Annotated in this window: 16 protein-coding genes and 1 pseudogene; 10 read left to right on the plus strand and 7 right to left on the minus strand. The window is 67.8% G+C overall.

What is annotated here, in order from left to right; all coding sequences use genetic code 11:
• Positions 1 to 686: 686 nt before the first annotated feature.
• The 5 genes and pseudogenes from DKT69_RS16565 to DKT69_RS39850 form a co-directional block, all read left to right on the plus strand.
• Positions 687 to 911, plus strand: a pseudogene (locus tag DKT69_RS16565) (ADP-ribosylation/crystallin J1); the annotation flags it as partial.
• 130 nt (positions 912 to 1,041) lie between these two features.
• Positions 1,042 to 1,410, plus strand: coding sequence for a hypothetical protein (locus DKT69_RS16570; RefSeq protein WP_109802442.1), 369 nt, complete (start codon positions 1,042 to 1,044; stop codon positions 1,408 to 1,410).
• Between the two features lie 121 nt (positions 1,411 to 1,531).
• Positions 1,532 to 2,932 carry a hypothetical protein gene (locus DKT69_RS16580; RefSeq protein WP_236647961.1) on the plus strand — a complete coding sequence of 467 codons (1,401 nt, stop codon included), beginning with the start codon at positions 1,532 to 1,534 and terminating at the stop codon, positions 2,930 to 2,932.
• Between the two features lie 13 nt (positions 2,933 to 2,945).
• Positions 2,946 to 3,278: a hypothetical protein gene (locus DKT69_RS39845; RefSeq protein ID WP_236647962.1), complete on the plus strand. Its 333-nt coding sequence runs from the start codon at positions 2,946 to 2,948 to the stop codon at positions 3,276 to 3,278.
• On the plus strand, positions 3,272 to 3,745 hold the full coding sequence (locus DKT69_RS39850) for an HAD domain-containing protein (RefSeq protein WP_236647963.1): 474 nt from the start codon (positions 3,272 to 3,274) through the stop codon (positions 3,743 to 3,745). The genes DKT69_RS39845 and DKT69_RS39850 overlap by 7 nt, the downstream gene beginning before the upstream one ends.
• A gap of 612 nt (positions 3,746 to 4,357) precedes the next feature.
• Here the strand turns inward: DKT69_RS39850 and DKT69_RS16590 are convergent.
• The 4 genes from DKT69_RS16590 to DKT69_RS16605 all read right to left on the minus strand — a co-directional run bounded on the left by DKT69_RS16590 (position 4,358) and on the right by DKT69_RS16605 (position 11,406).
• On the minus strand, positions 4,358 to 5,455 hold the full coding sequence (locus DKT69_RS16590; RefSeq protein ID WP_109802445.1) for an integrase core domain-containing protein: 1,098 nt from the start codon (positions 5,453 to 5,455) through the stop codon (positions 4,358 to 4,360).
• A 319-nt stretch (positions 5,456 to 5,774) separates the two neighbouring features.
• The gene (locus tag DKT69_RS16595; protein WP_109802446.1) at positions 5,775 to 8,147 is read right to left on the minus strand and encodes a hypothetical protein; all 2,373 of its coding nucleotides are present in this window, start codon (positions 8,145 to 8,147) and stop codon (positions 5,775 to 5,777) included.
• Entirely contained in the window at positions 8,147 to 10,006 is a 1,860-nt protein-coding gene (locus DKT69_RS16600; protein ID WP_109802447.1) for an AAA family ATPase, read from the minus strand. Before DKT69_RS16600 ends, DKT69_RS16595 begins: the two co-directional genes overlap by 1 nt.
• Positions 10,006 to 11,406, minus strand: coding sequence for a hypothetical protein (locus DKT69_RS16605; protein WP_109802448.1), 1,401 nt, complete (start codon positions 11,404 to 11,406; stop codon positions 10,006 to 10,008). Before DKT69_RS16605 ends, DKT69_RS16600 begins: the two co-directional genes overlap by 1 nt.
• A gap of 861 nt (positions 11,407 to 12,267) precedes the next feature.
• On the opposite strand from DKT69_RS16605, the gene DKT69_RS16610 reads away from it, so the two are divergent.
• From DKT69_RS16610 to DKT69_RS16625, 4 genes are all read left to right on the plus strand, one after another.
• The gene (locus DKT69_RS16610) at positions 12,268 to 15,879 is read left to right on the plus strand and encodes a PIN domain-containing protein (protein WP_109802449.1); all 3,612 of its coding nucleotides are present in this window, start codon (positions 12,268 to 12,270) and stop codon (positions 15,877 to 15,879) included.
• Positions 15,880 to 16,113: 234 nt separating this feature from the next.
• Complete coding sequence (locus tag DKT69_RS16615) at positions 16,114 to 16,623, plus strand: hypothetical protein (protein ID WP_146231108.1); 510 nt, start codon at positions 16,114 to 16,116, stop codon at positions 16,621 to 16,623.
• Between the two features lie 157 nt (positions 16,624 to 16,780).
• Positions 16,781 to 18,079, plus strand: a complete 1,299-nt coding sequence (locus tag DKT69_RS16620) for a protein NO VEIN domain-containing protein (protein WP_109802451.1) — start codon at positions 16,781 to 16,783, stop codon at positions 18,077 to 18,079.
• 243 nt (positions 18,080 to 18,322) lie between these two features.
• A complete protein-coding gene (locus DKT69_RS16625; protein ID WP_146231109.1) occupies positions 18,323 to 20,275 on the plus strand; it encodes a DUF262 domain-containing protein in 1,953 nt (650 codons plus the stop codon).
• Positions 20,276 to 20,436: 161 nt separating this feature from the next.
• On the opposite strand, the gene DKT69_RS39855 is transcribed toward DKT69_RS16625, so the two are convergent.
• The 3 genes from DKT69_RS39855 to DKT69_RS16640 all read right to left on the minus strand — a co-directional run bounded on the left by DKT69_RS39855 (position 20,437) and on the right by DKT69_RS16640 (position 22,947).
• Positions 20,437 to 20,706 (minus strand): integrase core domain-containing protein, encoded by a 270-nt coding sequence (locus DKT69_RS39855; protein WP_236647964.1) that lies wholly within the window; start codon positions 20,704 to 20,706, stop codon positions 20,437 to 20,439.
• Positions 20,703 to 21,533, minus strand: a complete 831-nt coding sequence (locus DKT69_RS16630; RefSeq protein ID WP_236647965.1) for a helix-turn-helix domain-containing protein — start codon at positions 21,531 to 21,533, stop codon at positions 20,703 to 20,705. The genes DKT69_RS39855 and DKT69_RS16630 overlap by 4 nt, the downstream gene beginning before the upstream one ends.
• Positions 21,534 to 22,104: 571 nt before the next feature.
• Positions 22,105 to 22,947 (minus strand): transposase family protein, encoded by an 843-nt coding sequence (locus tag DKT69_RS16640; RefSeq protein ID WP_236647966.1) that lies wholly within the window; start codon positions 22,945 to 22,947, stop codon positions 22,105 to 22,107.
• A gap of 300 nt (positions 22,948 to 23,247) precedes the next feature.
• Between DKT69_RS16640 and DKT69_RS16645 the strand changes: the two genes are divergently transcribed.
• A complete protein-coding gene (locus DKT69_RS16645) occupies positions 23,248 to 23,826 on the plus strand; it encodes a TetR family transcriptional regulator (protein WP_161557861.1) in 579 nt (192 codons plus the stop codon).
• Positions 23,827 to 23,963 lie beyond the last annotated feature (137 nt).

Below are 23,963 nucleotides of genomic sequence, written 5' to 3' on the forward strand. Positions count from 1 at the left end.
GATTGGCCAGATCAACCACAGCGCAACGGCTGAGAGCCGGGGCGCTCGCTCGCGATGGTTTGCCATCTGCGCGCTTGTGGACCATTCGCTTCCACACCACGGTCGCCGCATCGGAAATGTTGACTCTCCGATACTTCCGACACATGCCGATACGCCCCTTACCGGTCTCCGGTCGTCAACTACCCCGGGGCCGACCCGCCGGGCCTCCGCCACGGTCCGGTACCTCGACGGACGCCTTACTGGGCCGCGCGAGCCATTTCCGGCTGCTCCGCCGTCGCCACGCTGAAGTCCTCCTGCCACACGTAGCGGCTAAGGTTGCCCGCGTCGCGGCCATTGACATGCGCCGCGGCGCGGCGCTGTCAGCGGGCGGCGGCCAGTACCGGCGTACCGTCCGCTCCGACCGGCCGATCCGAGCGGCGATCGTCGCGGGATGCAGGCTGGGGTCGCGTCGGTACCAGTAGGCGACAGCGGCAGCGGTTTCCGCCGGCACCTCTTCGCCCGGCGCCTCGCCCGTGGCATCCGGCGGCTGCGCCGCAAAGCCCTCACTACGGCCTACGAGCGTTGGCGGTGCCTCGTTGGTTGTCCCGTCGTCCTCTTGCGGCGGTGTCACTTTGTCGATCTTTTCGCCGTACCGACCGCCGCTGTGGGTGACACCATGCCGAGGGTCTCGATCCAGGACCGGCACGATGATCGCCCGGGACTGGGACGTGCCTGCCTCGGGCGTCGGCTACGTCACCCGGTTCGAGATCGACCGCGAGTTCGCCTCCCGGTACCCGGTCCGGCAGGTCGGCGGGCGCGACATCCTCGAGCTGTGGGTGCCGGCCGAGGAACTCGACGAGTTCTACCAGCACATCGTCGGGCTGATTGAGGTCGTCCACGAGTTCCGGTCCGGCAGTGGGGTCACAGGGTGAGCGGGGTTGGACTCCTCATGAGCGGCTGGCGAGGCTTTAGCATCTGCTGGCCGGCCTGCCAGGACCCTACGGTAACGAGCACCTGTGGACCTTCATCCGCCTCGCAGGTAGCGAGAACCCGATCGCGGACGTGTTCACATTCCTGATCGACTGCGGTGTCATCGACTCAGCCAGCTCATTCGACGGTCCGCCCCAGGCACCTCAGGGTGTCGACCAGTTGGCGGCGTGCCTGGCCGAGGTGGATCAGGACATGGCGCTTGCCGTCCTCGTGGAGATGACGACGCGGACTCTCGCCTACCATGCGCAAGGCCGCTACCCGGTCGACAAGGCCCAGGACGTCTTCAAGAAGCTGATCACCCTGCTGGGGCACGGAACACGCTGGTGGACCAACACCGATCTGGGCTCCTGGAATCCGGTCACGCGGCACACCATGGACGCTCTCGTTGTCGGCACCGGCGGCGGGGTGCTCGTCGCGGTGCTGGCGGCGGACGAAGACTAGGAGATGGGTAAGCGCGGGCGCGAACATCAGCAACAGCTGCGTGACCGGTTCCTCGCTGCCCTCATCATGCCCGTACCATCGCCGTGGGCTCGAACTGCCCACGCCGCACAATTACATACCTATGCGCGGGCTGCTGCGTGTCGGCTTCGCGGCTGAGCCGACCAGCGGCGGCGACCTCCTCATGGTCGTCTCCCACGACGGTCGCGGCCTGTTCGATCCGGTCACGGGCGCGAAGATCGCAAGCGATCGTGAACCCGATCCGGACCTTTGCATTTCGACGGGTGCGGACCTTTCCTGCCCGGGATTCGGTCCGCTGGTCGACACGCGAGTCTGCATCGCCGGGCTCTTCGGCGGTGGCCTCCACACCACCACCGACGCAGACTGGACCGTCGATGTCGTCGCACCCGACTGGCCGGTCAGTGTGCGGGCGTGGCGTGGCAGCCGGGTGGGGGTGTGCAGCAGCCGGTGGAGGAGGGCGGTCAGGTGGGCGCGGCTGGTGCCGTCTCGTACGCCTGGTGGTTCGGGTGTTGAGGCCGGCTCGCTGTGTGATCGGTGCCTTCGGCTCTATCCTTGCGCGGTGCCGTACGCCGATCTCAGCTTCGAGCAGTGGAACGACCTGTCTGACGGCGTTGCCCGCCGGATGGCCTGCGAGATCGCGGATCGACACGACCTGACCGTCGTGGGCCTAAAGCACACGGCGTACGCGGAGCGGTCGCACCGGGTGGCGCTGTTCGACCGTGACGGGATGCGGTTCGCTCTCGTACCCGGCGGACGGCCGGCTCTCGGCTACGACGCGGCCCGATTCCAGCCCGTTCCGGACCAGGCCGCCAGCTACGCCGACAGCGCCAGCGAGTACGGCCTTCCTCCGCTGGCCGAGTACGTCGACGCGATGACCTCGCCGGTACGCAGCGCCGAGATGGCGGCGATACTGATCGCGGTGGAAGCGTTCGACCCGTGCGAGATTCCGCTGGCGCCGGACAACCCTCGGGTACTCGAACTCGTCGCGTCGACCGGGGATCGGCTCGACGGGGTGAGCACACTCCGATCTGGTGGTGGGCTGACGGTGGAGTTCGACCGCACTGGGCAGGTAGCGCGGGCCCGAGCGACCCGGGAGGTCGCCTACGACGAGGCCATGGCCGGGCTCGCAAGCATCGGCTTGCGGACGACCACTGAGGATCAGTGGGAGTGGGCGCGTGGAGCTGGCGCGACAACCCTGTTCCGCTGGGGCGATGACTGCCCCAACGACGGTTACCCGTTCGACTACAAGACTGGTCCGCACCGGCAGAAGAACCTGTGGGGTTTGGCGATCGGGCAGGATCCCTACCGGCACGAGGCGACGACCGACCGCACCATTGTGTGCGGCGGCGATGGCGGCGGCGCCACGTGTGGCGGCAGCGGCTTCTTCCTGGGCTGGCTCACCCTGGCGACCGCCTACCGGGACAAGGATTTCGGCCATTGGCTGGCCTCTGACGACGGGTACGCCGACGAGATCCTGACCCGGCCCGTCATCGAGCTGAATTGAGGAGCGCCGCACAGTGGACGACCGGACCCGCGGGCTCCTCGACGCTGCCGTACGGGAACAGTTCGATGCCCATGGGCGGGTCCTGCCGCCGTGGCGGGCGTACCCGCAGATCGAGCGGTTCAGCATCGGCTGGCGCATGGGTGACGGCGAGTGGCATCTGATGGTGTGGTGGCATTGGTGGGAGTCTGCGCCCATGGACGAGGGGGAGAGGATTGCGTACTTCCAGGTCGATGATCCGCCGCGCGAGTGGCTGGACTGGGCCGCGCACCAGCTATGGCCGGATGTGGACTTCGGCGAGGCGGGCGTACGCCGCCTGGCCGAGCACGGGATCGGCGCTGCATGCTGACTGATCGTCCGCTGCTGTTCCTCGACGTGGACGGGACGCTTCTGCCCTTCGGCGGCGCCGCGAGCCCGATGGGCGATGACGCCAACCCTCTGTTGGCAGGTCTCGACGCCGAGCACGGCCCTCGGCTTGCTGCGTTGCCTTGTGATCTCGTGTGGGCTACGACCTGGATGCACGACGCGAACGAGGTGCTCGCACCACGGCTCGGCCTACCCCAGCTGCCGGTCGTCGACTGGCCAGACGACGAAGACGACGGCGGTCGGCTGCACTGGAAAACGCGCCGCCTCGTCGAGTGGGCCACAGGACGCCGGTTCGCCTGGGTGGACGACGAGATCACCGACGCCGACCGGACGTGGGTAGCAGTGAACCACAGCGCTTCCGCTCTCCTGCACCGCGTAGACCCACGTCGCGGCCTCACCGGCGCGGACTACCAAGCCGTCGCGCAATGGCTGAACGAGGAGGATCTATAACGCAATCCCGATTCGATGACCGAATGGACACTGCGGACAGGGCATCCAACGGTCAGCACAATTGCAGGTCGGCAGCGACTCTGGGCATGTAGTTGGGGTTCAACTCGGGCCACCGACACGAACTCCCATGCCTACGGTGGGCGGGCCGCGATGGGTAGGCGCACGTCGTTCTCTTGGTGCCGGGAAGTCCCGACGGTGGGGGAGCGGGGCGCGGTGAGACCCTGGCGACGTCGGCATGCCCCCGTTTACCCCCCGAAAACCCCCGCCTGCGGCTGACAAACAGTGACAAGAAACGATCATTGCCTGGTCGTGTCTGTGCAGCTCGGCGCCAATTCCCGACAGTCAATGACAAGGTCGAGGTGGCTACGGTTGGTAACAAGGGGTCTTGACAACCAATGACAAGCCCTGAACGGCGATGCTCGACAAGAGGTTCTCCTGGGTTCAAATCTCCTCGTTCCCCACGAGAACCTAATGCTGAAACGGCGGATACGTCGGTCGAGGAGTCTACTACGAGCGAGCCCTCCCGCCGACTACGCTTTAGCCGGCCGCATCATGCTCCTCTATCCACGGCCGGGGGAGCCCTGTACCTGCCGAGAATGCCATCTGGGCAGCTCAGGCGGCGTGCTCGTATTCGTGAAGGACACCACCGAGGCGGTCACGCCGGTGGATGTTCAGCCGGACGAGTTGGTCCGGGTCGGTGATCGGTTCGGGCAGCGGCTTCAGCGGCCGGACATTCGCGATCCCCTGATGCGGGCGGTGTAGGTTGTAGAACCGCTCGTACTCCCGCAGCGCATGCAGTAGATGCCGCTGGTTCCAGATCAGTGTGCGGTTCAGCAGTTCGCGGCGGCAGGTCCGCACCCAGCGTTCCATGATCGCGTTCATGCGGGGCACTTGGATACCGCTGGGCACGACCGTGATGCCGGCGTCGGACAGGATCGCGTCGAACGTGCCCGGATACTTGCCGTCCCGGTCCCGGATCAAGTACTTGACCTTGCAGCCGGCGTCTTCGAGATCCATCACGAGGTTGCGTGCCGCCTGGCAGACCCAGGCGGCGGTCGGGTGCGCCGTGACGCCCAGGACCCGGATCCGGCGGCTGGCGTGTTCGATCACCGTCAGGATGTACATCCGCGCTCCGGTCAGCGTCACGGTCTCGATGAAGTCGGCGGCCAGCAGCGCTTCGGCTTGGGAACGCAGGAAGTCCGTCCAGGTGGTGGCGGCCCGATCGGGTGCGGGGTCGATCCCGGCCTCGCGCAGGATCTCCCAGACGGTGGACGGGGCGACCTTGATCCCGAGCGTGAGCAGCTCCCCATGCACCCTCAGATACCCCCAGCTACCGTTCTCCCTCGCCAGGCGCAGTACCAGGGCCCGGATCGACCGCAGCGTGCGGGGCCGGCCGCGTCGCCTGGGCCGCGACACCGCGGCGTGGCGGCGCGCGATCAGGTCACGGTGCCACTTGAGGACTGTGTCGGGCCGGACCAGCAGTCGCAGGCGCCGCAGGGTCGGCCTCGGCAGCGGGTGCAGCAACGCGGAAAGCCACGCCCGATCGACCGGCTCGAACCGGACCTGCTGCCCGTCGAGTTGGCGCTGCAACACCGCGAGCTGGTGGCGCAACGACAGGATCTCGATGTCCTTATCGTGGTCGCCGCAAGGCAGCAGTCGCAGCAACGTCAACGCGTTCGTGATACCCAGGTACGCCAGTCGCAGCAGCATGAGTCGGCATCATCGCGTAGTCATCGGTGACGATGGGCAGGGGTGACGCCCTCGATCAGGCCAAGGTCGGGCCCGGACTCCTGCGACCCGCACGGATGCCTTTCTCGACAGGTACAGGGTCGGTCACCAGCGCGGTCAGCTCGCTCGCGCTCGGTGGTGTGTCGCCGAACGGCGAGGGCACCCATCCCCACAATCCCACAATGCCCGCGACGGTGAGTAGGAGCAGGCCGCTCCGCAGCAGCAGGAGCGGCTTCGCTGACAGTACCTGCAAAGGGTAGACGGGCGAATCCTGAACTCGGCGGCCTCGGGGCCGCTGGCGTCAGCCGGTGGCCGCCGTCGCGGTGAACAACAGTTCGGCGACGCTGCCAGCGAAGTCGGGCAGCATGTGGGCAGCTAGCACCCAGGCTTCCGGGTTGTCGTCCACCGTGGACTCTATTGCGAGCCTTAGTGCGGCCAGCCCTTCCTGCTGGCCCTCGTCCTTAACGAGTGTCAGCATCGTTAGCGCCTGGGCCGCCGGACGCCCGTGGGCGAACACGTCCGACCAGCTCAACTGGCCGGCCGCGATGAGCTTTGGCACCGCCTCGCGGTCGACCGGGATCTGGGCGAGCAGATCGGCTGGCGGCTCGCCGCGGTTCAGCCCGGCCTCGAGCGTTGTGGCGAACGCAGTACGGAACCACTGCGGGCATCCCGGCCTGGTACACAGGGCCGCGAGAATGTCGTCGGGGAACGGCCGCTCGGCGTGCTCGTCGCGGATGGCCTTCCAGTTCCAGTCGTGGGTCTCCCGCAGGGAAGCCGAGCTCGGGCTCGTTACGCCGTGCAGGAGGGCGAGCTGCGCGGCGACCGTCTCGCCGCGTGTCACCTCGTCTTCCAGCCGGCTGAGCATCTCGGGCTCCGGTCCGGCGACGCGCTTGATCACGGCCGCGGACAGCAACCGGCCCTGGAAGGTGGCCGGCCCGTTGGTGACGGCGAGCAGCTTGTCGACTGCGGCGCGGCCGTGCCGCCGCCAGAGGTTCACCACCAGCCGCAGCTGCGGGATCTCGCCGTAGACTAGCCGGTATCGCGGGATGTGTAGCTGCAGGTCGAGGTCGACACAGTCGATCGCGTCGCGGGCGTGGTACGGCGACAGTCCGCTGCCGCCCCGGTACGCCAGGAGGTGTTCACGCAACGCCGGATCGAGGGGGAGCGACCCGGTGTTTCCGAAGGGTCGCTGTGACAGGATCCGCTTCCGCAGGTGCCAGCTGAGGTTGGTGGCCCGGAACAGCTGGTTGTTGACCACCGGGTCGTCGCAGGTGGCGAGCCGGTCAATGGCGGCCGCGTCGAGGTCGCGCCGGGTGGACAGGGACCGGCGCAGGGCGGGGTTGGGGCTGGCGAGCGCCGCGTCGAGCCACTCGTCGCGCCACTGGCCGCGGCTGAGCAGGTCGAAGATCGTGTGGTCGTCGACGTGGTCGAACAGGGCGAGGTGGGTGTCGGTCGGTGCGGCGTCGAGGAGGGCGAGGAACGCCGCCCGTATCCCGTTGACCGTCTTGCGCTCGCAGACATCGGGGATCGGCTTCGCGTCGGGCCACGCCGTCGGCGGCCGTCCGGTGGGCTCCTCGGTCAGGAGGTCCACGCTGGACCCTCGGTGGCCCTTCAACCGGGCACGTAGCACCCGCCATCGGTCCGCATCGGCACCGAGCCGGTCGGCCACCAGCGTCCGCAGCTCCTCGAGAACAACCCGGTGCCGGTGCAGCGCCTCGAGCACCACAGGTGCGGGGGAAGCCCGGAGCAGTGCGTCGGCAGGCAGCCCGGCCTTGACCGCCTCGTCGGCCCGCCGTTTTGCGACCGCGGTGGTGTGCCGGGCCGGCAGCGGTGCCGCGAGCAGAAGAACACTGTGACGGGCGGCCGTGACGACAGCGAGCGGATGGGTGGCGAACAGCGCTAGATGCACGTCTTCCGGGCAGTCCGGCCGCCGCGCTAGCAGGATCGTCGCCTCCTCTCTGAATGGCTCGGAACCGTGGGCGGCGAGGATCTGGTCCCAGTCAAGCTCCGACCTCAGGCCCAGCTGGTCGACGTCCGCCTGGTCGCGCAGCTCCTCGATCGCACCGGCCGTTCCCTCGGCCTCGGCGACCAGCCGCGCCAGCGACGCACGGTCGATACCCAACGACGTCCCGGCCCGCTCGGCAATGGAAAGCAGCACCGGATCGTCGAGCGATGCGCCCGCGTCTACAACGGACAGCAAGCCGCGGAGCAGCTCGGCCCGCGTCAGCTCCTTGCCCGAAACCGCGAACGCGTGGGTGATCAGGCCAGGGAACGGGCTGACCACCGTCGCCCGCACCTGGTCGGGTTTCGTCACGGTGAGCATCGTGGTGACAAGGCCGGCCCAGGCGGGATCGTCGGGCCGCCCGGCGGCGAACACCGCGCGCCGGTCGCGCAGTCCCCAGAAGGAGATCGCGCGGCTGGCCACCTCGGCGTTGCCGGTCGCGGCGAGCCGCTGACGCAGGTCGGCGTGCCGGTCGGCGGTCGGATCGACAGAGCGGGCCATGGCCTCGATCAACTGCGGCCGCCCCGACGCCAGCATCGCGTCGAACAGTTCGGCCGGAAGCTGGGGAGCGGACCGGGCGACCTCGTCGAGCCGGTCGCCCAGCGCCGACACCAGGCGCTGCCACGGCTGCTGCCCCGCCGCGCGCAGCAGCCAGACGAGCGGTGCGGCCATCAGCCGGCCTGCAATCGGGCCATGCGCGCCACGGCCTCGACCCACACCTGTTGCTTCTCGGGCACCTGCCCGACCAGGTAGGTGGCCCGCAGCTTCGGGGGCAGGTACCGCAGCAGGCGGGCCACGACGTCGAGGTGTTCGCGCAGCTGCGACGCCTCGGCGTTGGCGAGGATCTGGTGCACCAGGTCGGAGTCGCCGGTACCCTCGGTACTCTGCTCCGCTGCCGCGCGCAGGCGCTTCTCCCACAGGTCGACCTCGGCTGCGAGGTCACCCAGGCCGGTGGACGGCCGCCCCTCCAGCCGAGCCTCCAGGCCGGTCAGCGGCACCGGGGCGAACTCGCCGTCGCCGAGGTAGATCAGCGCCGACTGCAGCGGCAGCTTCTGGCAGTGCAGCTTGATCAGCCGCTCCAGGGTGCGCTTGCTGACCCAGGCCCGGCCCTCATCGTCGATGTCGTTCTTCCACCACTCCAGGACCACCTCGGCGGTAGGCCCGTAGGTGTCGACCAGCCACTGGTTGGCGGGGATGTCGTCGGGCGCGACCTCGTAGCTGATCGTGAACCGGCTGGCCTGGGCCAGGTTGTTACTGGCCACGAGGAGCTTGCGGCCGAGGTGGTACGGCGGGTTCTGCAACGCCACCTGGGCGCGCAGGCCGTCGATGGGCCGCCCGGCCAGCGTCCACTCCTGGGTCACCTCCATCAACTTCGCGAAGGTCGCCTTGTCTTTCGGCCGGTTGTACTCGTCCCACACCAGCACCTTCGGCTCGTCGCCGAGCAAGCTGCGGGTGAGCAGCGAGCTCAGGGTGCCGTCGGCCACCGGAACCGGGACGCACAGATCCTCGATGTTCGTGACCGGCAGGGAGAAATATACCGGCTCGCGGCCGATCTCCTCCCGCACTACGTGCCGGGTGATTTCCGTCTTGCCGCAGCCGGGCGGGCCCTGCAGCAGCACCGCCCACCGGCGCCGGATCGCCGCGCGGAGGATGCGCCGCACCGGGTCGGCGACGCTGGCCCGGTTGGGCACGCCGAGCGCCCGGGCGAACTGGTCGAGGATGTCGTCAGTGCGGTCGGGCCCGGGGGAGCCGTCGGCGCGCTGATCGGCGAGCACCAGCCGAGTGCCGTTGACCAGCGGCAGCCCCCACCGCACCGGAAAGTCCTCGATGGCGCAGTCGATGATGTGCTGAACCGTGCGCGGCGACAGCAGGCGCCGCAGGTGCGGGCTCAGCCGCGCCCAGGCCAGGAACAAGTCGGACAGGTCACGGCCGGGGTACCGCTCGGACAGGTGCCGCCGCCACGACGTGTCGTTGGCGCCGACGCGGATGGTGGCCATCCGGTCGAGTACGGCCAGGTCGTTGCGGCGGGTGCCGACCTCCGAGGCCGACTCGTTGTCGGTGAGGAAGACGCCCACGCAGCCGAGCGCGCGCAGGTCGTGCTCACCGAGCGTCCAATTGCAGGCGACCTGCATGAGCTGCGATTGGATCGTGTCGCCCGCCTGCAGCGAGTCGTCGATCACCAGCACGAACTTCCGCGGGTGCGACAGCTGGTCCAGAATTAGCTGTTGCAGCGCCAGCTCACCGGTGCGCGGGTCGCGCACGGGTGCGTTCACCAGTAGGTCGTCGGGCGTGAGGTTGGCCGCGGGAACCAGCACCACGTCGATGCCTGGGTACCGCTTCGGGATGTAGCTCAGGAACGTCGACGTCTTCCCGATGCCGTGGTCGCCGAACACCTGCCCGGTCTGCCCGGCCGCGATCATTCCGTCGATGAACCGCTCCAGAGCTGAAGGTTCATCGGGCGCGGCCTTCGTGCGTGGCTCACGCTTGTCGCGCGGCTCAATCTGGACGCGCGTGCGCCGGGCCGCCGCCATCAGCGCTCTCCCGTCTGGACGCGGTGGCAGGCCATCGGCGGATCGGCCCGCTCCGGCCAGGTGTCGCCGCCATCCGTGATCAGCCAGATCCACTTTTCCGGCTCACGGGGTTTCACCGGCGCCGCGTGCCCGTCGGTCACCATGATCACGGCGTCGGGGCTCCCCTCCACCTCCCGGTCGCCGACCTTGAGCCGCCCTTCGGCGTAGTCGACGACGTTCTGGAAGTTGGTTCCGCCGCCGCCCAGCACGCGTTCGCCCGGCTTGAACGGCATCACCTCGCCGTCGAAGCTCAGCCACTGCGCGTTGACCCCGTCGGTCTGCCCGACGAGCCTGGTCAACCACTCGACCACGTGGTCGGGCATCGACCCGGAGGTGTCGAACGCCACCAACACGAGCTTCTCCCGCTCCATTCCCCGCCGCAGCAGCATCGGCTCGTGACCCAGCGACAACAGCACCGCGCCGAGCTTCTTCGGGTAGACCAGCCGCTCGCCGTCGCGTAGTCGCGACGCGAGCACGTCGACCAGCCAGCGCTTCCACCAGTCGACCCGGCGGGTCTTCGGCGTCTCGCCGCGCAGCGCGGCCAGCCCGAGTAACCCCCAGATCGCCTCTAGCCGGTCGTCGGCGCCGCCGCACCGGGCGGCCAGGTCGAGTAGTTCCTGCCGGGCCGCCGCGTTTCCCGCGTGCGCGCGCCGGGCCACCTCGGCCAGGACCTCGGCGACGACCTTCGCCACCGTGTCGTCGTCGAGCGGGATCTCACCGTCGGCGCCGAGGCCCAGGCTCAGCAGCAGGTGCAGGCACGGCACCGGACGCACGATCGGCTCGGCCATCCGCCGCAGCTCGCTGTAGACGCCGAAGTCGGTCTCTACGAACTGGTTGTAGTTGAGCGGATCGAGGCCCTGCCCGGCCAGGTCGTCCCGGTACCGCTCGTACACCTCGCGCGGATCGATCCCGACCGGCTCACCGGCCCGCGTCGGCAGCCGCTGGACACCCAACCGCCGCATCGCGACGTGGTTGACGGTGACCTCGGTGGCGATGGTGAACACCGGATCGGCGCGCAGTTCCGGCTCGGTGTGCAGGTGCCGCTGGATGAGGTGCCGCGCCTCGTGGAACAGGACGAACTTGACCCCGTCGAGCCCGATGTCGACGAAGAACTCCGGGTTGAACAGGAGTGAGCATACGCCGTCACCCGTGGCCGTGACCGCCGCGGTCTCGACCGCGGTGGTGGGAATGTGGTGGTGACACTTCGTGTAGAGCCATGACCCGATGACGCTGTTGCCCACGCCGAAGTCGAACAGAGCGGCCTCCTTGAGCCGCGCCGCCTCCGCCGTCGTCTCCTCGTCGGCGTCGTTGAGCGCCCGCAGCCGCCGCCGGTCGGCCAGGTCGACGAAGAAGGCTCTCACGTCGGGAACCCTACTACTCCAACATCACTTTTCCTTCCGCCGGCCGCCATGCACAAACGATCCGGTCCGCAACCGTCCTCATGCGACAGCGACGTATATAGGTAATGTCCACACCCTGCTAACCGAAGCCATTCAACGACGTGCCACCGCCATGAACCCAAAGGCGCACCGTTGTGCACCTGGCCCGCGTTGAGCGTGCTGCCGTGGTTGCCGCCGTGGTGATGAGCCCGCGATGGCCCCGGCGAACGGCCCTCCGGTCGGGTCGTCATGTCGCCGTTGGGGTGGTCCGCGCCGGACCGCAGTGGCGGGGTGCGGTGGGGCGTAGACGTACCCCGAGGTCCCTCGTTTACCCCCCGAAAACCCTGGCGTGACGCTGACAGTCAGTGACAAGAGGAGACCAGTCCTACCGGTATCTGCGCAGCTCAACGCCAACTTGCGGCAAGCAATGACAAGGCCGGGATGACTGCGGTCCGTAACAAGGGGTTTTGGCAAGCAATGACAAACGCTGAAGGAGGCTTGACAAGCGGTTCTTCTGGGTTCAAGTCTCCTCGTTCCCCATAAGGGCTGCCCGGGCAACGACCCTGCAGTCACGGTAGCCGATACGTGCAGGAGGAGTGAAACAGGAGTTTGGAGCCTGGGCACCTCGCCGGGCTGTGCGGGGTGGCCCAAAGCCTTCAAGCTGCCGGGGGATCCTCACAAGCCCTCGGAACGGTGACACGGTCTTGCTGCAGGCGAGGTGTCTGTCGTACGCACGCCGTAGCGTCAGTTCGTCCATCGGCTCGTCGATGGTCTCCGGTCGCGTCGCACCGACGTCTTGGCCCCCCGAACCGTGTCAATCAGGAAGATCGAGGCAGGAAAGCAGTGGAACCAACCGTCTCCGCCGGGCTGATCAAGGCACTCGGCTCTGCAGCCGCGCCCGTCTCCCGCCTGATCAGCCGACGCACGGTGCGCTTGCGGGTCGCATGGACGGTGGGACGGCAGGCCCGGAAGAAGGGCATTTGCGTGAAGACTCGTGAGCTGCGCAAGTGGATGGTCTTGCCGGAGGTGCAGAGCCAGTTGGCCCGGGGTGGCGCCGCGGTAGCCGACGAGGTCCTCGACGGTCTGGCCGCTCTGCTGGGCGGCAGCGGCGACCAGCGGCGATCCGATGCCGAGCAGGTCCTCGTTCTTGTTCTGGCCGCCTTCGTACGCGCACACGACCCGGCCACCGCGTCCGCCATCGCCGGGGAGTGGCAGGCAGAACACACCCGTGCCGCGGCGTCGTCTACTCGTGCTGCGGTGGAGGACAACACCCGCTCTATCCTGAGCCGGATGTCGGCCACCAACGTGTTCGGCGACCAGGTCACCATGCTCCAGCCGTGGCGCCGCGATCGGGCGATCGAGATCCGCGACTTCTGGCCGGACGTGGAGAAGCTGGTACAGGTCATCGTCACGGCCGATGACCGCGGCGCCGTCCTGCGGCAGTGGTGCGAGCAGCCCCCGGACTGGTTCGCTGATGCACCCGTGGAGGTGATCTGCTGGCTGGCCGAACTCGCCTCGGACTACAGCCAGAACCCGACGGCGGCCCGCCTGTTCGGGATCGCCGTGGAGCGTGGAGCTTACCCGGCCGGCTACTGGAAGGCCCGGCAGGCGATGTGCCTGCCGGAAGACGCCTCCGCGGACGCCGGCGAGATCCTCGTCGGTGCAGCCCGGGAACACACGCTCGCGCAAGGGCTGCTGTTCGTCCACCGCGAGGACTGGGATCAGGCCATCGACGTCCTGTCCGCGTGGCTGACGTCGTCGCACGCCGATGAGGCGATGCGGCTGCAACTGCTGGCGCGGCTTCACGCTCGAGCCGGCGACATCAACCGGGGAGTCAAGTTCGCGCTCGCCGCTGCCGACATCGAGGGCGCGAGCGGATCAGCGCTGTACGCCGCTGAGTTGCTGCTGTACCGGGCGCGGTACGGGGAGACCGTGAACAGGCTGGCCGACACCGAACGGGCTGCCGCGCTGGCGATCAAGGCCCGTAACGTCCGTCGGTCGTGGCACGGCGACAGCGTCGCGGCGATCCGAGTCGCGGTCAAGGCGTACGTGCTCGGCGGCAAGGTGGCGCAGGCACGGACGCTCATTGAGCAGCAGCCGGACGGTGACGCCTGGCCGCAGGAGGTCACGGACCCCCGGCTGCGGCGAGAGCAGGCAGAACTGCTCGCCGCCACCGGCGAGTACGACCGGGCCCGGGCATTGGCCGCCGAACTGGACATCCCATTCGTTGTCGCGGAGATCGAAGCCGTGGAGCTGACCGGCACCGCCGAGAACGCGGTCGCCGCTGCGGCGTGGCAGTCGGCGCTGGCGGCCGCGGAGTCCAGCGCCGACTTTCTGGTAGCGGTCCGAGGGCTGGCCCAGGTCGGTGGCGAGCTTCCGGATCTTGCCGAGGTCGAGCAGGAACATCCCGAGCTCGTCCGCGAAATCCGGACTGTTCAGCGCGCCATGGGCGCGCAGGGGGGCACCATTGAGGCTCTGCGGGCCGGCGCCACCGACTACTTCGCACTCGCGGTGTTGCTCGCGGAGCGGTACGGGCAGGACGGGGAGCACCTGCTGGCCGCCGAGGTGCTCCAGGAAGCCGCGTACCGGTGGAACGACCCCGGCCTGATGCTGACCTCGGCGCGTCATCTGCGGGCCGCCGGTGATCCGGAAGCCGCGAAACGGGCTGCCGAACGCGCGCTGACCATGGGCGGAGCCGAGTGGGCCGGACAGTTCGATACGCGGGCGTTGATATTCGAAATCCACACCGACGAGGGCTCGTGGGACCTGGCGATCGAGCAGGCCCGCAACCTGGTGACGCTCGACCCCGACGCCGCGAACGCCCGCTGGGCGCTCGTGCACGCGTTGGTTCGGCGCGGCGACAGCGACGGTGCGTGGAACGCCCTCACCCCCGACGGCGATCCGGTCGCCCCCCGGGACCGTCACGACGCCATGACCTGGATCGGCCTGTTGGCCCGCCGCGACACCAGCACACAGTTCGTGCCTCGCGCACTATCCACCATGGCCCGATGGCCGGACGACGAGCAGCTGCTGGGCGTCTTCATCGCCCAGATTTTCTTCGGCCTGCGACAGCAGGAGCTCTCGACGACCGACGAGGACATCGCCGCGCTGCATACGGCCATGTTCGACTACACCGAACGCTTCCCCGAAAGCACGGTGTTCCGCCGGATGCCGGTCTCGGAGGACGACCCGCTCGGATCCCTCGCGCCCGACCTTCGCGCACGTTACGAGTCACTCAGCGAAGCCATCGAGGAACTCGACAAGGCGAAGCTGCCGCTAGGCATGCTGGCCACCGTCTTCGATTCCTCCTACACGGAGGCGTCGCTGAAGCGCGGCACGGGCTTCGTCAATGCCCATGCCCCGGCAGGAGAGATGCACGGCAGGGCCGCGGCTGCAGCGGCCTGGAACAAGGTGGCCGTAATCGATGTCACTGCAGCTCACACTTTGGCCCTGCTCGACCCGCACCTGCGTTCGCAGCTCATCTCGGGTTTCGCCCAGCTTCGCGCAACCGATGAGACCTACCGCGATGCGGTCCGGGGGCAGGAGTCCCTCGGCTTGCGTTCGACCATGTCCACGGGATGGGATCCTGACGCTGGGCGGCCGACCGTCACGGTGATCGAGCAGTCCGTCGCCGACTCGCTCGCCGAGCAGGCCACGACGGTATGCTCGATTCTGCACCAGGCAGCACGCCGTCCGTGGACCAGGTTCACGACGTTCCCCGACGCCGACCGGAAGTTCGAGTGGCTGTCGTCGCTCGACATGGCGGCTGCTGAACACATCCCGTTCTGGTGCGACGATCACCGTCTGCGATTGATCGCCGCTGGCATGGGCGTCGCGACCTTCGGCACGGTCGACCTTATCCGTCACCTGCAGACCCAAGGGCAGATTTCACGCGAGATCCGTGCGGCGGCCGAGGCTGTCCTGCTCACCAACTACTTCACCGACCTCGGATTCGATCGGGCAACGTTTGACCTCGCCGCGGCGATGGACGGCCGAGTACCGCGCGGGGTGGCGTTCGCGCTCACCCGGCCCGCGACCTGGACCCACCCGGCCGCGGTAATCGATTTCGTGCTCGCCATGCTGGCCCACGCAGCGACCGCCGGACCGGACCAGGTTGAGGGCTGGGTCTCCGCCACCGCGATCGGACTGGTCCGGATCACCACCGACGATGGCAGCGCCGGTGCAAACCTGCGTGTCCTACTGAGCCGGTGCATGGCGGAGCCGTGGATGAACGCCGACCGGCTGCCCGCGGTGCTGCGGGGTGTACGCGCGGGGATCGCGGAGCGCCGACTGGTGACCGATCCGTTCGAGGCGGTGGCCACCAGCGTCTACCGCAACCTGGTCACTGGCCACGGACACGCGTTCGCCATGTCGATGATGATGGCGCTGGTCGCCTTGTCGTCGGAGTCCGACAAGGCGACGACGTCGCGAGTGGTGCTGACCTACCGCGACTAGCAGCTGGGTAACAAAGGTGGCCACGAGCCTCTGGCAAGGAACTGCGCAGCGGCAGTCCGACCCCGGGTCAACGCGGCCGCCGCACCGTAGGGGTACGGGCACGTGGGCCCTGCCCGATCCGCCCCCTCCCTGAGCTACGCCTTCGACACCTGCCGGGTTCGGGTCGCCCCGCGACTTCCGAGGCGGGTGACAATGGAGTCAGTTGCGTGCAGATCAACACGATCGGCGGTGTCGGTGAGTCTGATCCAAGCGTGTGTCACCGCGACGACGACGATGCTGGCGGTTCTGATCGGCGGGTGGCTCACCGTCCGGGCTCAGGACCGGCTGTGGCGGCGCGACCATGACCGACAGTGGCGTGACATCCGGCTGAACGCGTACACCGACTTCATTGGCGCGGCCCGAGAGTACGTGGCCTTCGTCCTCAACCCGGCCGCCCGTATTACCGCGGTGCCGCGCCCGCGTGATCCGGGTGACCTCATGCCGTTCTTCGACGACGAGGGCACCCGCTACCGGGAGCGGCTGGAGAGCACCAAGACCGCCCTCCGGCTGGTGGCCGGGCAACCCGAGGTGGTGAGCGGCTCGTCGGAGCTGGTGCGCCAGGCCCGGCTCCTGGCGGCCATGCGGGCGGATAGCGGCGTCGAGGTGTTGCCGGTCAACCGGTTCGACGCGCTGTGGGAGGCCGAGCGCCGGTTCATCGAGGCGGCCCGGGCCGAACTCGGCCTGCCCTCCGCGCTCGCGCCATAACCGGTCAGCGCCCGCCGTCGCACGCGCGCAGGACGTGTCACTGTTCGCTGTCGAAGGCGCTGATGACGTGAGCGGGAGTTCGAGTCATTCCGGCGTTGCCGTGTCGGCTAGCTGACCGGTTCTGGCGGTGGCGGGGACCGGGCGGCAGGATGCGCGGATGGCCGTGAATTTTCAGCTCTCCCGCGCCCGTGAACTGCCGGCGGACGATCCGCTCGGGCGCGCCTGGGTGGGCTGGCGGGAGACCTCGACGGACGACGAGTTGTGGGAACTCAACCGGGGACGGTGGGCCCTCGCCGACCGCGTCGACAACGAGCGTTTTGCCACACTGTCGTTCGACGGCCTTGTTCAGGTGGTCGCGGAGATCAGCGGGCGGCATCGTTGCGACGATGACGGCAGGGTGAAGTGGAGGTTATCCGGCACCGTGCTGCGCCCGGGCGACCCAGTGCACGACGCGCTGAAGGGCAGGACGGTCCCACGGCACCGCAACCCGGTCGGTTACTTCGACACCTCGGATCTGGACGCGCTGTCCGCGGCGAAGCGGGCCGGATTCGTGCGGCGGAAGCCCGTCACGATGGTGGTCACCTGGAACCCGGAGAAGTGGAACCCGGACGGCACCTGGGCAGACCAGACGTACCCGCAGGAGGTCCGGGCCGTCGCCGGCGGCGGGCTGTTGCGCGGGCAGTGGGCCACCGGCGGCCGGACAGGCGGGATCGAGCCGGGCGACCGGGTCTTCTTCCTGCGCCAAGGCAGGGTGTCGCGCGGCGTCATCGGCAGCGGCACCACCACCAGCCGCATCTTCAGCGACGGCCACTGGGACGACGACCGGGCCGACGGGATCGCCAACTACGTGTTGATCGACTGGGACACGCTCCTACTCCCGGAGGACGGCCTGCCCCACGAGGCGCTGGTCGACCGTATCCCCGAGGGCGGCATGTGGCGTCCGCAGGCCAGCGGCTGGGTACCGCCCCCGGCTGCCGCCGCCAAGCTCGAGGCACTTTGGGCCGAGCACCTGGGTCTCGCCACGCCCTCGCCGCCGCGCACCACACCCCGGCAGGGCTGGCAGATGGACCCGGCGCGCCGCAAGGAGGTCGAGGACGCCGCGCAGAGGCTGCTCATGGAGCACTTCCGCAAGGACGGCTGGACCGTGCAGGATGTGCGCTTCGGCAACCCCTACGACGCCGTCGCGACCAAAGACGGGCGGATGCTCTGGCTGGAAGCCAAGGGCACGGAGACCAGCGGCGCCTCCATCATCGTCACCCGCAACGAGGTCGCGTGGGCCCGGGCGCACCCCGGCGACTGCGTTCTCGGCATCCTCTCCGACGTCACCCTCCTCCCGAACGGCGAGGTCGACGCGTCGAGCGGAACCTTCCGGGTGTTCACCTGGGACCCGGATGCGGGTGCGTTGGCACCCCGCGCCTACGACTTCACGCCGCGTACTGGTGATCGGCTCGACTGAGCGGGCACGCCATGGTCGTGCGCTTTCGGATCGACCGCGCCTACCACGCTCGGTGCGCCGCCTGAAGCGTGGTCGTGGGCGAAGTCCGTCGTCGTCACCCCTACAATCTTCCGCATCGCACAAGCCCGAGCTGGTCACACACCTAGCCTGCGGTGCGCACTCATCGACATGAGGCGGCACGTTGTCGGTGTCCTCTGGCAGGATGGCATCTAGTCCCTTCGTGGTCGAGTGGGAGTGGCACCGGTGAAGGCAGACGCGCTGAGTCCTCGTCAGTTGTTCGACGGCAAGATGCACTACGAGATCCCGCCGTTCCAGCGGCCGTATGTCTGGAACGAAGAAGATCAGTGGGCGCCTCTGTGGGCCGACGTCGTTCGGGTTGCAGAGAGTCGTGTAGTCGCCGCTGGCGCTGAGCCGACTGTGCCACACCACTTCTTGGGGGCGGTCGTCTACGAGTCGAAGCCCCCGGTCGTCGGGGATGTCACTCGACACATGGTGATCGACGGCCAGCAGCGCATGACGACGCTCCAACTCATGATCGATGCCGTCCAGGCGGCAGTCGCCGAGCGTGGGCACGATCTACTCGCTGAAGACCTCGAAGAGCTCATCCTCAACCGCTCGTCGGCCTTCCGGGGCAAGCCGGAGCGATTCAAGCTTTCGCCGTCCAAGCACGACCGGCCTGCATTTGCTCAGGCTATGGATCCCAAGCCCGATTGGGTGGGAGAGCACCGAATCGTCTCTGCGCACGAATTCTTCTCAAATGAGGCTCGCGCGTGGCTCACGGGAACACCTGACGCTGATGGCAATGCCCCACCGGGGACCGAGAAGGCGCGTGCGGCGGCGCTCTCGGCAGCGTTGCGGGATGGGCTTTACATCGTCGCGATAAATCTGACGGGCCACGACGACTCTCAACTCATTTTCGAGACACTTAACGACCGCGGTACACCGCTTCTCAAGGCTGATTTGATCAAGAATTGGGTGTTCCAGCAGGGCGCGAAGGTCAGCGCCGACGTCGAGGACTGGTCGGAGACACATTGGGTCGACTTCGACGATGACTGGTGGCGCGCCGAGATTGTCCAGGGTCGTCACCAGCGCTCCCGCATCGATATCTTCGTGCAGTACTGGCTCACGATGCGTTTGAGCGACGAGGTGAAGACCGAGCAAGTCTTCCGCGTTTTCACTGAGTACGCCGCGCCCTGCATGCGCAGCCTGGAAGGCGCGAACCAGCTCCTGAGTGAATTCCGCAGGGACGCTGACACCTATCGGGCCTTGGCGAATCTGCCCGAGGACACGGCCCAAGGGTCGTTCTACTCCCGAGTCATCGAAACGATGGGGCTCGCAGCGACCAGCCCGCTGCTGCTGTGGCTGCTTTCGGACAAGCACAAGGTGCCCGAGAAGCAGATAGAGACCGCCCTCGGGGCGCTGGAGAGCTGGGTCATGCGTCGGACGCTGCTTCGGATGACCATGAAGGACGTCAACAAGACCATGGTCTCCATCCTCAAGCTTCTCGAGCGATCCCCAATCGAGACGGCGGGCGACACGGTCCGGAGCTTCCTCTCGGCTCAGCGGGCAGATGCGCGCTTGTGGCCTACGGACGACACGATGAAGGCCGAGCTTCCCTCCCTGAAGCTCTACGGATACCTCCGCCAAACGCGTCTCCGCGTCGTCCTAGAGGCGATCGAAAGGAAGCTTCGTACCGAGTTCCACGAGAACGTCGCTCTTCCGGCCAAGCTCGAGATCGAACACGTCATGCCGCAGTCGTGGCAGACCCATTGGAACCCTGAGCCGCGGCTGCCGCCCGAGCAGGCGGCGGACCGTGACCGACGCATTCAGACCCTTGGCAACCTCACCCTGGTTTCAAAGAGCCTTAACGGCGCCCTGTCGAATCGGCCTTGGACTGACACAGCCGCTGCGGGCATGACCTCCGGCGGTGAGGTTGGCTTGGGCAAGCGCAGCCTATTGGAGAAGTACAGCCTGCTGGTGCTGTCGAAGGACTTGATCAAGGAACATCCCGATGCTTGGAGCGATGGCGATATCGAGGCGCGGGCAGCGGAACTGACTGGTCACATCTGCGAGGTTTGGATCGGTCCGCCCGCCGACGCGCAGGCACTGGAAACGATTCGGCAAGACGGCTCTTCCATACCTTCCCAGCAGACGTGGAGTAGAGCGCCAACGAACGCGTCCCACGACTTGGTCTGACTCCGCCCGGGGCTGTTCCCATCGGCACGCGGCCGGTCACCGCCTTCCGCACGACATCAGCCTTCGTGGCGCTCGAACAGAACGTCGGCGTCCTTCCAGCACTCGTGCGCCTTGGGGGCGTGAGAGCCCGCTGCCCTTGCCGAAAACCTCGTCCGCGCAGGTCACGCGGCATGCTCGTACTCGTGGAGGATGCCGCCGAGGCGCTCGCGTCTTCGTATGTTGAGGTAGGCCATCTTGTCCGGGTCGACGATCGGCTCCGGCAAGGGGTGTAGGGGGCGGGCGTTGGCTATGCCCTGGTGAGGCCGGTGGAAGTTGTAGAAGTCTTCGAACTCCCGTAGGGCGTGGAGGAGATGGTGCTGGTTCCAGATCAAGGTGCGGTCCAGGAGCTCACGGCGGCAGGTCTGCACCCACCTCTCCGTGATCGAGTTCATGCGGGGCATCCGGACGCCCTGAGCACGACTTCGATGCCCGCATCCTTGAGGATTGCGTCGAACAACTCGGGGAACTTCCCGTCCCGGTCTCGGATCAGGAACCGCGCCCGGCAGCCGGCGTCCTCGAGGTCCACGACGAGGTTCTTGGCGGCTTGCGCCACCCAGGATGCGGTCGGGTGCGCGGTGGCGCCCAGGATTCGGATCCGCCGGTTGGCGTGCTCGATCACCGCGAACACGTACATCCGCGCCCCGGACAGGGTGACCGTTTCCAGGAAGTCGCAGGCCAGCAGGGCGTCGGCCTGGGAGCGCAGGAAGTCGGCCCAGGTGCTGGAAGGCCGCTCGGGTGCCGGGTTGATCCCGGCCTCCTTCAAGATCTCCCACACGGTCGACGCGGCCACCTTCACCCCTAGAACCAGCAGTTCGCCGTGCAGGCGCCTGTACCCCCAGCTGGGATTTTCCCGCGCCAGGCGCAGCACCAGGGCGCGGACGGAACGCACGGTCCGCGGCCGGCCCGGGCGCTTAGGCCGGGACATGTGCGCGTGGCGGCGGGCGACCAGGTTGCGGTGCCAGCGCAGCACCGTGTCGGGGCGCACCAGCAGCCGCACTCTGCGTAGCACGTCGCGCGGCAGCCGGTGTAGCAGCGCCGCCAGGAATGCCCGATCGCTCGGGGTGAACCGCACCTTCTCCTTACCGATTTGCCGCTCCAGCACGGTGATCTGATGGCGCAGCGCAAGGGTCTCCACGTCCTTGTCTCGATTGCTCATCGGCAGCAGGCGCAGCATGGCGAATGTGTTCGTCACACCCAGGTAAGCCAGTCGGAGCAGCACGGCGGACCATCATGCCGCAGCGATCACCAGCTGCCGAGAGCGCAGCGCAAGCGACCCGGGTCAAGCTTCCCGACGCCCCGTACACCGGCTCCCACCAGGCCGGATCAGGTTTTCGGCAGGGGCACGGCCCGGGCGGTCTGTTGACCAGGCTGACCAGGACATGCTGGAGACGGCTCAAAAAGCGGAGCTGAGCGAGGACCCTGGTATGACAGGCACGATCCGTCCGGCGGTAACGGCGGCAACCAACAGCCTGCGGATCATGGCCTCTGACGGCCGCCGGTCCGCGTCGATCCCGAGCACGGCCGCGGTTTCAGCAGGTAGATCAGCGACCCACTCACCGATCGCTGCGTACGAGCGGTAACCGGCAACGACCGCGCACACCGCCGCCGCGACGCACGAATCCCCGACGGGCGCTGAGGTGTCGGCAAATGGGACCACTTCAACTGGGGCACCTATTCTGTCGAGCAAACGCCGTTCGCTCTGCCTCAGCAAGGCCTGGATCGGGAGGTGGCCAATCTCAGGACGCGGCTTCGCCGCCTTGCTAACGGACTATTCAATCACTGAAGTGATCTCAACAAGATTTGGTTAGGTATCGGTATTCGAAGTGGGTGAGATGGAGCGCGGCGCGGACGACGTCGCCGGTTTTTCGTGGGCTGGCGGTGGTGTGGCGCAGGGTGCGCCAACGGCCGGTCAGGATCGCGAAGCCGCGTTCTCCGAGGCACCGCATCGATCGAAGGGCAGCGTTGTAGGCGCGGTTGTCGACGGCGAGGCGGCGCCCGTCAGCCGGCTGCTTGTACGGAGTGTGGATGCCCTGGCCGGCGCCTTCGTAGCCTGAGTCGGCCTGAGTCGGCAGGTGTAGTTCGGAGGCCGCCCAGTAGAGGGCGCCGGTGACGTCCAGCCGTTGGGCGCAGGTCAGGTCGTGCAGATGTCCGGGCATCGCCTCGGAGGTCCAGATCGGTAGCCCGTCGGGGCGCATCACGGCCTGAATGTTCGCGCCGAAGTCGCGGTGTTTCCCGGAGTACCACGCGTCGATCGTGTCGCCTTTCACGCTCACGGTGGTCTCGGCGAGGCGGTCGGTGTCGAACAGCTTCCCGTCCAGGATCACGTGCGACCAGCCGTCGGCAGCGACCCGGGTGAGGGCGTCGTGCAGGGTGGGTGTCTGCGCCGCCAGGACCCGCACGGCCTCGGCGACGTACCGGTAGGCGGTCGCCCGCGACACCCCGAAGCCCGCCCCGAGGGTGGTCTTGTCCTCGCCCTTGCGGAACCACACCAACACCAGAAGCGCCTGGTAGAAGCAAGTCAGGGCTCGCGTGCCCGATCGGGTGCCCACTGTCCGACGCTCGGCTCGCAACAGCCGTGCCACGTGCTGGACGAGTTCCCTGGGTACGTCGAGCATGGCACGATAGGCGATCACGTGGGGTCCTCACTTGCTGGGCTGATCTTGTGGTGAGAACTGCCTACCGAGGGCCCCACGTCCTCTTCCAGCACCGTCCGGCAAGGACGGATTCGCGCGTGTCGTACAGGTCAGACGACCATCCTTGTTGAGATCACCTCACTGAGGGAGATCAGGTAGATCGTCGTACCCGCGCGCGCTGGTCGTATCGTCATCGGCGACCTTGCACACTGACCAAGCGACATTGCGATCAGAACCCGCGGTTGCCGCTTGACGTAGGAGAAGCTCGTGGCATCTAAACGCCCACCGGGTCGGCCCCCGGTGTCGTCGCGCCAAGAAGTGGAAGCGGCCGCAGTCGAGCTCTTCTTGGCGCACGGCTTCGAGCAGACCACGGTCGATGACATTGCAGCCGCCGCCGGAATCGGTCGATCCACCTTCTTCCGCTACTTTCGGACAAAGGCCGACATCCTCTGGCTGCCGTTCGACGACCATCTCAAGCATCTGACGGCCAGCCTTGCCGAGCGCCCGCTCGCCGAGCCGCTGACGACGGCGATCATTCGCGGAGTCATGCAGGCGATGCGCGAGAGCGGTGACCCCCGTGGCGTCTGGCTCCGCAGATTCGTCGCGCAAGAGGAGCAGGCCCTCCAGGAGCTGGAGTCGGTGCGCTGGTCTCGGTGGGCGGCCGTGGTGGCCGACTTTGCCGCCAAGCGGCTTTCCGGAGTGCGCGGCGAGCTCGCCGCCGCCATGTTGGGCGGGGCAACTCAAGCGCTGATTCGGTCAATGATGCGCCGAAGGGCCGAACGGGATATGCGCACCGAGACGGTTCTGGACGAGATCGAGCGGGAGCTGCATGTGACGCTCGACCCTCTCCAAGCGTGGCTGGAACAGATCGGAAGCTGAGCCTCGGCCACCTTGTTTTGGGACTGAGTCCCGATATACTCGGGGAGAAACGGACTCTGCACCAGATCGGTGGGGCCGAATAGCGCGCGAGGGAGCGTCTCTCATGGTTGAGGATGCGTTTGACTACATCGTCGTCG

Origin of the sequence: Micromonospora sicca (assembly GCF_003172935.1) — a bacterium.
Classification (GTDB): Bacteria; Actinomycetota; Actinomycetes; order Mycobacteriales; family Micromonosporaceae; genus Micromonospora; species Micromonospora sicca.

Coding starts and splice junctions, on each gene's coding strand:
- DKT69_RS16580 (WP_236647961.1), top strand. CDS start 1,532: ATGCGCGGGCTGCTGCGTGTCGGCTTCGCGGCTGAGCCGACCAGCGGC.
- DKT69_RS39850 (WP_236647963.1), top strand. CDS start 3,272: ATGCTGACTGATCGTCCGCTGCTGTTCCTCGACGTGGACGGGACGCTT.
- DKT69_RS16590 (WP_109802445.1), bottom strand. CDS start 5,455: ATGCTGCTGCGACTGGCGTACCTGGGTATCACGAACGCGTTGACGTTG.
- DKT69_RS16595 (WP_109802446.1), bottom strand. CDS start 8,147: ATGGCCGCACCGCTCGTCTGGCTGCTGCGCGCGGCGGGGCAGCAGCCG.
- DKT69_RS16600 (WP_109802447.1), bottom strand. CDS start 10,006: ATGGCGGCGGCCCGGCGCACGCGCGTCCAGATTGAGCCGCGCGACAAG.
- DKT69_RS16620 (WP_109802451.1), top strand. CDS start 16,781: ATGGCCGTGAATTTTCAGCTCTCCCGCGCCCGTGAACTGCCGGCGGAC.
- DKT69_RS39855 (WP_236647964.1), bottom strand. CDS start 20,706: ATGAACTCGATCACGGAGAGGTGGGTGCAGACCTGCCGCCGTGAGCTC.